Annotated in this window: 11 protein-coding genes; 3 read left to right on the top strand and 8 right to left on the bottom strand. The window is 63.2% G+C overall.

Annotated features, from left to right (window positions below):
* Positions 1-77: 77 nt before the first annotated feature.
* The 8 genes from ACODSP_RS15655 to oppB form a co-directional block, all read right to left on the bottom strand.
* Complete coding sequence (locus ACODSP_RS15655; RefSeq protein WP_488966498.1) at positions 78-2,066, bottom strand: methyl-accepting chemotaxis protein; 1,989 nt, start codon at positions 2,064-2,066, stop codon at positions 78-80.
* Between the two features lie 193 nt (positions 2,067-2,259).
* Complete coding sequence (locus tag ACODSP_RS15650; RefSeq protein WP_488966497.1) at positions 2,260-3,261, bottom strand: ABC transporter ATP-binding protein; 1,002 nt, start codon at positions 3,259-3,261, stop codon at positions 2,260-2,262.
* Positions 3,262-3,279: 18 nt separating this feature from the next.
* Positions 3,280-4,290 (bottom strand): ABC transporter ATP-binding protein, encoded by a 1,011-nt coding sequence (locus ACODSP_RS15645; protein WP_488966496.1) that lies wholly within the window; start codon positions 4,288-4,290, stop codon positions 3,280-3,282.
* A 13-nt stretch (positions 4,291-4,303) separates the two neighbouring features.
* Complete coding sequence (locus tag ACODSP_RS15640) at positions 4,304-5,218, bottom strand: ABC transporter permease subunit (protein WP_488966495.1); 915 nt, start codon at positions 5,216-5,218, stop codon at positions 4,304-4,306.
* A gap of 144 nt (positions 5,219-5,362) precedes the next feature.
* On the bottom strand, positions 5,363-5,623 hold the full coding sequence (locus ACODSP_RS15635; RefSeq protein ID WP_488966494.1) for a DUF2442 domain-containing protein: 261 nt from the start codon (positions 5,621-5,623) through the stop codon (positions 5,363-5,365).
* A gap of 4 nt (positions 5,624-5,627) precedes the next feature.
* Positions 5,628-5,864, bottom strand: coding sequence for a hypothetical protein (locus tag ACODSP_RS15630; RefSeq protein ID WP_488966493.1), 237 nt, complete (start codon positions 5,862-5,864; stop codon positions 5,628-5,630).
* A 21-nt stretch (positions 5,865-5,885) separates the two neighbouring features.
* Positions 5,886-7,721: a M2 family metallopeptidase gene (locus ACODSP_RS15625; RefSeq protein ID WP_488966492.1), complete on the bottom strand. Its 1,836-nt coding sequence runs from the start codon at positions 7,719-7,721 to the stop codon at positions 5,886-5,888.
* 60 nt (positions 7,722-7,781) lie between these two features.
* On the bottom strand, positions 7,782-8,753 hold the full coding sequence (oppB, locus tag ACODSP_RS15620) for an oligopeptide ABC transporter permease OppB (protein ID WP_488966491.1): 972 nt from the start codon (positions 8,751-8,753) through the stop codon (positions 7,782-7,784).
* Positions 8,754-8,983: 230 nt separating this feature from the next.
* On the opposite strand from oppB, the gene ACODSP_RS15615 reads away from it, so the two are divergent.
* From ACODSP_RS15615 to acnA, 3 genes are all read left to right on the top strand, one after another.
* The gene (locus ACODSP_RS15615; protein ID WP_488966490.1) at positions 8,984-9,274 is read left to right on the top strand and encodes a type II toxin-antitoxin system RelE/ParE family toxin; all 291 of its coding nucleotides are present in this window, start codon (positions 8,984-8,986) and stop codon (positions 9,272-9,274) included.
* 9 nt (positions 9,275-9,283) lie between these two features.
* A complete protein-coding gene (locus ACODSP_RS15610; RefSeq protein ID WP_488966489.1) occupies positions 9,284-9,619 on the top strand; it encodes a HigA family addiction module antitoxin in 336 nt (111 codons plus the stop codon).
* A 210-nt stretch (positions 9,620-9,829) separates the two neighbouring features.
* The gene (gene acnA, locus ACODSP_RS15605; protein ID WP_488966488.1) at positions 9,830-12,535 is read left to right on the top strand and encodes an aconitate hydratase AcnA; all 2,706 of its coding nucleotides are present in this window, start codon (positions 9,830-9,832) and stop codon (positions 12,533-12,535) included.
* Positions 12,536-12,676 lie beyond the last annotated feature (141 nt).

The raw sequence follows: 12,676 nt of genomic DNA, 5'->3' as shown, positions 1-12,676 counted from the left end.
CTCCTGCCCCTAAAGCAAAAGCCCCGCTTCTGCCGGCTGGCGGAAGCGGGGCTTTTGCTCTTTGCACGGTCGGTGGATCAGGCTGCGCGCAGTTGCTGCAGGAAATCGTCGATGGCCGTGCGCAGCTTGTGGGCATCGTCGTCCAGGGCGTCGGCGGTGGCCTTCACCTGTGTGGCGGCACTGCCGACATCACCGGCGGCATCGGTGACGGCATCGATCGTGTCCACCACTTCGCGCGTGCCACGGGCTGCATCGGCGGCGCTGTGGGCGATTTCGCGGGTGGCGGCGTTCTGCTGCGATACGGCTGACAGGATATCCTGGGACACGTCGCCGATTTCCCGGATCGTCGTGCCGATCCGCTGCATCGCGGCCACGCCCTGATGCGTGCTGGACTGGATCGCGGCGATCTGGGTGCGGATATCCTCGGTAGCGCGGGCCGTCTGGCCGGCCAGCGTCTTCACCTCCGACGCCACCACGGCAAAGCCGCGCCCCGCCTCACCGGCCCGCGCCGCCTCAATCGTGGCGTTCAGGGCCAGAAGGTTGGTCTGGGCAGCGATGCTGTTGATCATGTCCACGACCTGACCGATATGGGTTGCCGCCTCGGCCAGTTCGGACATGGAGTGGCCGGTTTCATCCGCTTGCTGACGGGCGCGGCCTGCAATATGGGCCGACTGACCAACCTGACGGTCCACTTCCGCCACGCTGGCGGCCAGTTCCTCGGCGGCGGCGGCCACCGTTTCCACATCGCCCGTCGCGCGGTTGGCGGAGCTGGCCACATGGCCAGACTTGGTCCCCGTGCCCTCTGCCGCGCGGCGCATGGCGTCGGCGGCACCCAGCATTTCATGCGACGCCGAAGAAACGCGGGTGGCCAGCGCACGGACATTGGCTTCAAACCGGTCGGCCAGCCGGGCCTGGGCCGTCACGATGGTCCAGGTCAGCATGGGCCCGATGTAGCGGCCATGGCCATCGCGGACGGCGGCGATACGGATATCCACCCGCTCATTGCCGACATCGATCTGGCCACGCCAGGGCAGGTTCTCGGGCCGGTTGATGACCTGGCCGATCTCTCCTGTGTCTGCCTGGAAGATGTTGAGGTGACGGCCCATGGGGCTGGTCCCGCCGGCGGGCAGCACCGATGACAGGCCTTCCGCCGCCGCCAGGGTGGCGCGGTTGGCATAGGTGACGGCAAAGCCGTTGGCGGCATCGGCCAGCATGACATTCAACGGCATGTCATCGACCATCTGCTTCAGGCGGAACGCCTCCACCACCGACAGGCGCAGGCCGCTGGCGGCACGCTGCATACGACCGATTTCATCCCGGCGGCCTGTCGCATCGGGCGGCAGGACATCCGTCTCCCCCGCTGCCAGCTGTTCCAGAAGGTCGGACAGGGCGTGCAGGGGCCGCGACGCCCAGACCCGGATCAGGCCCAGGGCGATCAGGGCCAGGACAAACGTGATGCCCGCGGATGTCAGCAGCAATGACCGCTTCAGCTCCGCCACCTGCGCCATATAGGGGGCCTTCTCGACGCCGGTATACAGGACGCCGATAATCTTCCCGCCTGCGTCCTTGATCGGGTCATAGGCTGTCAGATAGGTGACGCCCAGGATATCGGCCTCACCGCGAAAGCTCCGGCCACCGCCCACCACAGCCTCATAGGCGGGATTGCGGGCCAGATTGGTGCCGACGGCGCGGCTGCCATCGGGCTTCTTCACGTTGGTGGCGATGCGTACCGCCTCTGCCCCATCCAGAACAAAGATGGTGGCGGTACTGCCGGCAATCCTGCTGATCGTATCGACAGGCCCGAAATTGTCGTTCAGCAGCGTGTTGCCCGCGTAAAGCTGCTTGCCATCGCGTCGGAAGGGAGTACCCACACTGTCCAGAACCTGCCACGCCACGCGCATGGACAGGTCCTGCTGTTCGCCGGCCTGACGCCTTGCATAGCTTTCAACCAGCCGGTCGCTGACCAGAACCAGACCGGTTGCCAGCAGCAGCAAGGACAAGGTGGTCAACCCGACGATGCGGGCCGACAGAGAGATATTGGTGAGACGATGAAATAAAGCGCCCATGTCGGCACCCCTTGCGGTCCGGCTGAAAACGATTGCGACAGTGCTGATTGTTTCAGCCCTTATCGCAGTTGCTTCGTTAACCAAACCTTTAAAGCGCGCATCTTTAGACTGCGTTGGCCGCAGCCCTATCCCTCACCGCATGCAAATGCATGTTAGCGTTCACTGATATTGTGAGCCAATGGTTTAGGTAAACCTACACCAGCTTCTTCTCCGGCGGCCCCCAATGATGGCAGGCGACGCGATGACCCGGCGCCTTCTCTTCCAGGATGGGCACATCGCTGGCGCAGATATCCGTGGCCTTGGGGCAGCGGGTGCGGAAGACACAGCCGGACGGCGGCTTCATCGGGCTGGGCAGGTCGCCGCCCAGCACGATGCGTTCCTTGTTCTTCTCCACATCCGGGTCGGGCACCGGTACCGCAGAGATCAGGGCCTGGGTATAGGGGTGCAGGGGGGCGGCATAGATGGCATCTCTTGTTGCGATCTCCATCACCCGGCCCAGATACAGCACCATCACCCGGTGGCTGACATGGCGGACGACGGACAGGTCGTGGCTGATGAACAGCAGCGACAGGCCCATTTCCTGCTGCAAATCCATGAGCAGATTGACGATCTGCGCTTGGATTGACACGTCGAGCGCTGAGACGGGCTCGTCACAGACCACCATCTTGGGCTTCAGGATCATGGCGCGGGCAATGCCGATGCGCTGACACTGTCCGCCGGAGAATTCGTGCGGATAGCGGTTGATCATCTGCGGCAGCAGGCCGACCTTGGCCATCATGTCGCGGACCAGACCTTTGCGATCTTCCTTCGACAGTTTGGGGCGGTAGACGGTCAGCGGCTCGGCGATGATATCGCCCACCGTCATGCGGGGGTTCAGCGACGCCAGCGGGTCCTGGAAGACGATCTGCATCTCCTCCCGCTTCTGGCGCACCATTTCCGCGCCCACGCCCGTCAACTCGGACCCCATGAACACCACCTGACCGTCGGTGGGCTTGATCAATTGCAGGATGGCGCGGCCCAGCGTGGATTTCCCACAGCCGCTTTCCCCCACAATCCCCAGCGTCTCCCCCTCGTTCAGCGTGAAGGAGACACCGTCCACGGCCTTCAACGGCGTGTATTGGCCGATCAGCAGGCCACCGGTGCGGATGGGGAAATGGACCTTCAGGTCCGAGACGCGGAGCAGTTCCTTGGACATGGCATCAACTCCGCACGGTCAGGCGACGACCAACGACGGGGCCGCCGGGTCGGATACAGGGTTCTGAAGGCTGAACAGGTGGCAGGCCTTGGCATGGCCGGGCCCGACCTCGCGTAGCAGCGGCAGTTCGGTGGCGCAGCGGTCATGCACGAAGTCGCAGCGTTCCTGGAACGGGCAGGCCTTGGGCAGGCGCTGCAGGTTCGGCGGCTGGCCGGGAATGGCATAGAGCTTTTCCGACCGCTCCTCCGTCAGGCGCGGCATGGAGGACAGAAGGCCGGCGGCATAGGGGTGTGCTGGTTCATAGAAGATGTCCCGCACCGTCCCCGTTTCCATGAACCGACCGCCATACATGACCTGAACCTTGTCGCACAATCCTGCGACGGTGCCCAGATCATGGGTGATCAGGACGATGGCGGCCCTGGTCACGCGCTTCAGGTCGGACATCAGGTCCAGGATCTGCGCCTGCACCGTCACGTCCAGGGCCGTCGTCGGCTCATCCGCGATCAGCAGTTCCGGTTCGCACAGAAGGGCCATGGCGATCATGATGCGCTGACGCATGCCGCCCGACAATTCGTGCGGATACTGGGCCAGACGGCGGCCTGCCTCCGGGATGCGGACAAGGTTCAGCATGTCCAGCGCGCGCTTGACGGCTTGGGCCTCCGACATGCCCTTGTGCTGCACCAGAACCTCGGTCATCTGGCGGCCGATGCGCAGATGCGGGGTCAGGCCCGTCATGCTGTCCTGAAAGATCATGGCGATCTTGTCGCCGCGGATCTTGTTCAGGTCCTTGACCGGCATGCCGACCAGTTCGGTGCCCCGGTATTTGGCCGACCCCAGGGTGCGGCCATTGCGGGCCAGCAGGCCCATGACCGACATGAAAAGCTGGCTCTTGCCCGATCCGCTTTCACCGACGATGCCGACGCATTCGCCCTCATTCACGTCGAAACTCACGCCATTGACGGCGCTGACCTCGCCATCGGGCGTGGCGAAACGGACCGATAGGTCGCGGACTTCCAAAACAGCGGTCATCTTGTCCGTTCCCTTAGCGGTCCTTGGGGTCCAGCGCGTCGCGCAGGCCGTCACCGATGAAATTGAAGCAGAACAACGTCACGGCCAGGAACACGGCCGGGAAGATCAGCATATGCGGGGCGTTCTCCATCTGGGCCGCCCCTTCGGAGATCAGCACGCCCCAGCTGGTCATCGGCTCCTGCACGCCCAGGCCCAGGAAGGACAGGAAGCTTTCCACCAGGATCACGACAGGCACCAGCAGGGTCACGAACACGATGACCGGGCCGATGACGTTGGGGATGATATGGCGCAGGATGATGTTGGGCGTGGACACGCCGGCGGCGCGGGCCGCCTCGATATATTCCTTGCGCTTCACCGACAGGGTCTGGCCGCGCACGATGCGCGCCATGGTCAGCCATTCGACACAGCCGATGGCGGCGAAGACCAGGATGATGTGACGCCCGAACACCACTACCAGGATGATGACGAAGAACATCAGCGGCATGGAATAGAGCACGTCAACGATGCGCATCATGATGCTGTCGATGCGCCCGCCAAAATATCCGGCCATGGCGCCATAGACCACGCCGATCATCAGGGCGACCAGCGTGGTCACGACACCGACGGCCAGCGATACCTTGGCGCCATACAGCGTGCGGATGAACAGGTCGCGGCCATTTGCATCGGTCCCGAACCAGTGGCTGCCCTCCAGCTGCGGCCCGACACCGATATAATCCCAATAAACCTCGTCATAGGCATGGGGGCTGAGGAAGTCGGCAAAGATCGCCATGAAGGTGATGATGCCCAGCACGATCATGCTGGCCACCGCCATCTTGTTGGCAAACAGGCGACGGCGGGCATCCTGCCACAGGGACCGGCCCTGCACATCCTCGCCCGCCTTCTCGATCAGCGCGGCCCGCTTGGCCCCGCCGGTGATGTCTTGAACCATCGTCGTCTGCTCTTTCCCTAACCCAAAAGTTCCCTCAAGCGCCGGGCGTCGGCATCCACCGCCTTGGCTTGCGGCACCATGGGGTGCCGGGCTGGCGGTCGCCAGCCTCCAATCCGCCAAGGGCAAACCCTTGTCGGATTGGCATCACTCTGCCGCCTGGACCTGCGAACGCTGCCAAAGCTGCGTGCAGGGTATTTCCATCAGGTCGGACCAATGCAGGTCGTACCCGTATTCCCCGATCGTCACCTGATCGAACCGGGCCGGGTTTTCCCGGATCGGCGCGAAGATGTCGTACCGGTCGATGATGTCGGAGATATCGACGACCGACACCTGGCCGACGTCCCACTCCAACCGGACCTTATAACCCGGCAAGGTGGTGACGGATTTGATCCGTGGTGTACGCATCCCATCACCTCCTTGTCGGGTTCAGGGCCTGGAACATGGCCAGGATAACATCCTGGTTGGTTCTGGCCCAATTCATCAGTTCCTCCGGCACCCCGCTTAGTGTTCCGCCCAGGGGCTGAAAACTGACGGCATGCACGATCACGTCATGGTCGGGGCCGATGATGTGGGAATGTGGCGGGGGATGGTCGCCCGGTCCATAGACAGACAGTTTCCATTTCCCCTCCCGCCGCAATGTGGGCATCACCACCCCTCCCTTAAAGCCTCACTCCCAGCCGCAGCTCTTGCCCTCATTCTGCTTGTCCAGCCATTCCTTCAGCGGCGCGAAATAGGCCAGCATGGCCGTCGCGTCGATCTGTTCGGTACCGGTAAAGGTCTTCAGCGCTTCCGGCCAGGGCTTGGACGCGCCCATTTCCAGCATGGCCTTGAACTTCGCCCCCACCTCGGCATTGCCGGCGATGGAGCAGCGGTGCAGCGGGCCGGTGAAGCCGGCCTGATCGCAGGCGGCCTTGTGGAACTGGAACTGCAGGATGCGGGCCAGGAAGTAGCGCACATAGGGCACGCTGGTCGGCACATGGTTCTTGGCACCCGGATCGAAATCCGCCGCGCTGCGTTCCACGGGCGAGGACACGCCCTGATACTTGGTGCGCAGGTCCCACCAGGCCTTGTTGTAATCTTCGGGCTTGATGTTGCCGTTGAAGACATTCCAGCGCCACTTATCGATCAGCAGGCCGAAGGGCAGGAACGCCACCTTGTCCATGGCCTGTTGCAGCAGCAGCGGCACATCGCCCTCGGTGGAGGGTTCCTTGTCCAGCAGGCCTAGCTTCACCAGATAGCCCGGCGTCACCGACAGGGCGATGAAATCGCCGATGGCCTCATGGAAGCCGTCATTGGCGCCGTTGCGGAACAGGGTCGACTGGCCCTTGTAGGCGCGCTGGTAGAAATTATGGCCCAGCTCATGATGCACGGTCTGGAAATCATCGCCATTCACGCGCATGCACATCTTGATGCGGATATCGTCCTTGTCGTCGATATCCCAGGCCGAGGCATGGCACACGACCTCGCGGTCGCGCGGGCGGGTGATCTGCGAGCGTTCCCAGAAGGTCTGGGGCAGCGCCTCAAAGCCCAGGCCCGTGAAGAAGCCTTCGGCTGACTTGGTCATCTTGATCGGGTCGTACCCGGCCTTGGTCAGCAGCTTGGTGACATCGACATTGGTGGCCGCCTGCTTGGGCGCCACCAGATCATAGATGTTGCCCCATTCCTGCGCCCACATATTGCCCAGGAGATGGGCCGGGATCGGCTTGTCCTGCGGCACCACGTCGGTGCCATACTTCTCGCCCAGCTTGGTGCGGGCGTAGCAATGCAGGGCGGTGTAGAGCGGCTTCACCTGGCCCCACAGCCGGTCGGCCTCCTGCTCGAACGCTTCGGGCGGCATGTCATAGCCGGAGCGCCACAGGGTGCCGGCATCGGGCAGGCCCAGTTCCTTGGCGCCGATATTGGCGATCTCCACCTCACGCTGGTAGAGCGGCTTCATCTCCTGCCCGACCTTGTGCCAGCCGGCCCAGAGCCGCTTCAGCTCCTTCTCATCGCGTGAGCTGCGGAAGACATCGTCGATCTCGTCCAGCGTCAGGCAGTCGCTGCCATCGTCGCGGCAGACCTTGCCGGTGGCGTAAAGCTCACCCAGCTTGGCGTCCAGCTCGGCCAGTTCCTTGTTCAGGGCCGGGTCGGCGGGCGACGGCAAGGCGGTTTCCAGGCGCAGCAGGTTCAGCTTGCGCGCCACATCGGCCGGCAACTCCAGCCCCACGAAACGCTTGCTCTCCGCCGTCAGGCGGGACACCAGCGCGCTATAGGACGCGTTGCTGTCGGCGGCCAGGGCCAGCGTGTCGGACGTGATATAGGTGTTCTGCACCCAGGCGGTGCGCGACGCCTTTTCACGCGCGGCACCCAGTTCGGCCTCGGCCTTGGTGACGAAGGCGGTGGCTTCTTCCACGGTGGGCTTCGCGGGTGCCGCCGCCTGCTTGTCGCCCGGCTGCCCGCAGGCCGCCAGGATCATCATGGCGCCAAAGGCGACGCCCGTGCGGAGATGCTTGGTGATGCGCATGGAACCCTGTCCTTCCCTGCTGAACATTGGCTTGTCGTTGATTTTATTATCGTTATTTCCTCAATCGTACCGAACGCGCGGGTCCATCAGGCCATAGACCAGATCGACCACAAGGTTCATCAGCACGATCAAGCTGCCATAGGTAATGACGGTGCCCATCACCAGCGTGTAGTCGCGGTTGATGGCGCCCTGCACGAAATAGCGGCCGATGCCGGGCAGGCCGAAAATCTGCTCGATCACCACCGACCCCGTCACCAGGCCGGCAATGGCCGGTCCCAGATAGGAGATGACGGGCAGCAGGGCCGCGCGCAGCGTGTGGCGCGTGATGATCAGATGTTCGGGCAGGCCCTTGGCATGGGCCGTGCGCACGAAGTTGGAGCGCAGCACCTCCACCATGCCGCCGCGCGTCAGGCGGCTGATGATGGCGATTTGCGGCAGCGACAGGGCGATGACGGGCAGTACCAGATTGCGGAACGATCCATCGCCCAGACCCGCCACCGGCAGCCAGCCCAGATAGATGCCGAACACCAGGGTCAGCAGCGGCGCCATCACGAAGTTCGGGATGGTGATGCCCACCATGGCGACGCCCATGATCGAATAGTCGGTCTTGGTGTTCTGGCGCATGGCGGCCAGGATGCCCAGCGTACAGCCGATGATCACCGCCAGCGTGATGGCCGACAGGCCCAGCTTGAGCGAAACCGGGAAACCCGTGCCGATCAGTTCGGAGACGGAGAAATCCTTATAGGTGAAGGAGGGGCCGAAATCGCCCTGCACCGCATTGCTCAGGTAGATCAGGAACTGCTGCCAGACCGGCTTGTCCAGATTATAGGCCGCCTTCAGGTTTGCCTCGATCTCCGGCGGCAGCACGCGTTCGCTGTCGAACGGGCCACCCGGCGCCGAATGCATCAGGAAGAACGACAAGGCCACGATCACCAGTAATGTCGGGATCGCTTCCAGCAGGCGCCGGACAGTGTAAGACAGCATCGAAAGGGTCCCTCCATCGCGCCTCGGTTCGCGCATGGTATCAGCCATGCAACGAACGCATCCCGCGCGGACGGCATGACATCTCTGTGAAAAAGTCCGCCCTGTCAACCGTGCCACGGCAAAAGAGATATTATTTCAAATTTGCTGTACCGGGCGGGCCATTCACCAATCCGTGCGGGCCGGGTTGGGAAATTTTTGGGCAGGGACATCGCAGATGCGTCGGCTCCGAAGGTCGTGTATAGTGTCATTTGACGCTATACATATCTCCGGATATCGCCTTGATCATCAGGAACGTCATCCATAAAGGGCTGCGCCGGTTGATGGAGGATAACGACGCCAGCGGATTGCCGGCTGCCGCAGTGCCAAAGCTGATCCGCATACTGTCCTTTCTGCAGGATATGGAGCGTGAAGATGAGCTTACGACCGTGCCGAGTTGGAAGGCGCACCGGCTTACTGGCGACCGGAAGGGGACATGGAGCCTGCATGTGACCAAGAACTGGCGTTTAACCTTCGCCATTGATCGGGCGGGTGTTGAGATCATCGATCTGGACTATGTTGACTATCATTAGGAGACGGCCATGAACGCCATCACCGGCATTCGCCTGAAAAGCCCGGCCCATCCCGGCGGATTCATCCGGCACGAGGTGATCGAACCTTTGGACCTGTCGGTGACGGCGGCGGCCAGCATCCTGGGCGTCACACGGGCTGCGCTCTCCATGCTGCTGAACGAGCGCACGCAGCTTTCCTCCGAAATGGCGCTGCGGCTGGAGAAGGCGTTTGGCGTGTCCATGGACACATTGATGCGTATGCAGAACAGCTACGACATCGCCCAGGCCCGCCGGCGGGAAGGGGAGATCAAGGTGGACCGCTATGTTCCGGCCCTGATGAGCCCGTCACCAGTCGACTCCAATTAAGATCGTTTCGCAACAAGTCGCAAATCCATCCCGATCTGTACAAAAATCGGGGGCTGATCCCCTCAACCTGCCCTTTTCCCGCACCGCAAAACGCGCTAAACCACGCTCCGAAAACGCCATCCTGGCAGATCAACGGTCCCGGACGCTGGAGCCGGGGCGAGTAGGGTCTGCCGTTTACCCCCGCGACCCCGTTGGAGGAGTCACCCCCCCATGTCCACGTTCACCGGCCATGACAGCCTGAAGACCCGCCGCACGCTTACCGTCGGCGGAAAGTCCGTTGATTATTTCAGCATTCCCGAAGCGGAGAAGGCCGGTCTGGGCGACGTGTCGCGCCTGCCCTTCTCGATGAAGGTCCTGCTGGAAAACCTGCTGCGCTTCGAAGATGGGCGCACGGTGAGCGTTGACGATGTCAAGGCTGTGGCCCAGTGGCTGGTCGACAAGCGGTCCGACCGCGAGATCGCCTATCGCCCGGCCCGCGTGCTGATGCAGGATTTCACGGGCGTGCCCGCCGTCTGCGATCTGGCCGCGATGCGCGAGGCCATGGTGGCGCTGGGTGGCGACCCGACCAAGATCAACCCGCTGACGCCTGTCGATCTGGTCATCGACCATTCGGTGATGGTGGACAGCTTCGGCACGCCCAAGGCGTTCGACGAAAACGTTGAGCTGGAATTCCAGCGCAATGGCGAGCGGTACGAGTTCCTGCGCTGGGGCCAGAAGGCGTTCAACAATTTCCGCGTGGTCCCGCCGGGCACCGGCATCTGCCATCAGGTGAACCTGGAATATCTGGCCCAGACCGTCTGGACCGACACGGACCAGAGCGGTGCCACCGTCGCCTATCCCGACACGCTGGTCGGCACCGACAGCCACACGACCATGGTCAACGGCATGGCCGTCCTGGGCTGGGGCGTGGGCGGTATCGAGGCGGAAGCCGCGATGCTGGGCCAGCCCATCTCCATGCTGATCCCGGAAGTCGTCGGCTTCAAGCTGACCGGCAAGCTGCGTGAGGGTGCGACCGCCACCGATCTGGTGCTGACCGTCACCCAGATGCTGCGCAAGAAGAAGGTGGTGGGCAAGTTCGTCGAGTTCTATGGCCCCGGCCTGGACGCGCTGACGCTGGCCGACCGTGCGACGATCGCCAACATGGCCCCGGAATATGGCGCCACCTGCGGCATCTTCCCGATCGACGCCGAGACCATCCGCTTCCTGCACTTCACGGGCCGCGACGCCGACCGCGTGGCCTTGGTCGAGGCTTATGCCAAGGCCCAGGGCATGTGGCGCGATGCGTCCTCGCCCGATCCGGTGTTCACTGACACGCTGGACCTGGACCTGGGTTCGGTGGAGCCGTCGCTGGCCGGTCCCAAGCGTCCGCAGGACCGCGTGCTGCTGTCCAACGTCACACGAGAATTCGGTGAGTTCCTGGCCACCGACGTTGCCGGCCGCCCTGTCAGCCAGCCGACCGACGTTGCCGGTGCCGATTACAAGCTGGATCACGGCCATGTCGTGATCGCCGCCATCACGTCCTGCACCAACACCTCCAACCCGTCGGTGCTGTTCGCCGCCGGTCTGGTGGCCAAGAAGGCGGTGGAACTGGGCCTGAAGACCAAGCCGTGGGTCAAGCCCTCGCTGGCCCCCGGGTCCCAGGTCGTCACCGACTATCTGAACGCTGCTGGCCTGTCGACGTACCTGGATCAGCTGGGCTTCAATCTGGTCGGTTATGGCTGCACCACCTGCATCGGCAATTCCGGCCCCCTGCCGGACCCGATTGCCGCCGCCGTTGACGCGGGCAAGCTGACCGTCGCGTCCGTCCTGTCCGGCAACCGTAACTTCGAAGGCCGCGTGTCGCCGCAGGTCCGCGCCAACTACTTGGCCTCCCCGCCGCTGGTGGTGGCCTATGCCCTGGCCGGCACGCTGCACCTGGACATCTCCAAGGACCCGATCGGCAAGGGCAAGGATGGTCAGGACGTGTTCCTGAAGGACATCTGGCCCACGAACAAGGAGATCGAGGACACGATTTCCCAGTTCCTGACGCGCGAGATGTTCGTCAGCCGCTATGCCAACGTCTTCCTGGGGCCGGAGCAGTGGCAGAAGATCAAGACCGTCGAGGGCATGACCTATAAGTGGGACGACAAGTCGACCTACGCCAAGCGTCCGCCACTGTTCGACGGCATCACCATGACGCCGGGCTCCGTGTCCGACGTGAAGGGTGCCCGCGCCCTGGCCATCCTGGGTGACAGCATCACCACCGACCATATCTCGCCCGCTGGCAACATCAAGAAGACCAGCCCCGCCGGTGAATACCTGCTGGAAAACGGCGTGATCGTGGCCGACTTCAACAGCTACGGTGCCCGTCGCGGCAACCACGAAGTCATGATGCGCGGCACCTTTGCCAATATCCGCATCAAGAACGAAATGGTGCCGGGCGTCGAAGGTGGCGTGACCAAGTATGTGCCGACCGGCGAGGTTATGCCGATCTACAATGCCTCGATGAAGTATCAGGCCGAGGGCACGCCCCTGGTCGTGTTCGCGGGTCAGGAATATGGCACCGGTTCGTCGCGTGACTGGGCCGCCAAGGGCACCCGCCTGCTGGGCGTGTCCGCCGTCGTGGCCGAAAGCTTTGAGCGTATTCACCGGTCCAATCTGGTCGGCATGGGCATCCTGCCGCTCCAGTATCCGGCCGGCGTGAACCGCCACACCCTGAAGCTGGACGGCACCGAGACCTTCGATATCGAAGGCGTGGAAGCCGGCCTGAAGCCGCACATGGACCTGAAGCTGACTATCACCCGCGCCGACGGGTCGAAGGAAGTCGTCAACCTGTTCTGCCGTATCGACACGCTGGACGAGGTCGACTACTTCAAGAATGGTGGCATCCTGCAATACGTCCTGCGCAACCTCGCTGCCCCGGCAGCGGCGGAGTAACGATTGTGGTGACGATACCCCCGCCGGGGTGACCCGGCGGGGGGGTGGAGACAAGAAAAAGCCCGGCGGAGCGATCCGCCGGGCTTTTTGATTTATCAACCCTCCCAGCCTTATGCTCGGCTCTCACCAGGGCGTAATTGG

Source organism: Niveispirillum sp. FG156 (assembly GCF_057809555.1).
Note: the sequence above shows the minus strand (reverse complement) of the source record. Positions and strands in the feature narration are given on the sequence as shown.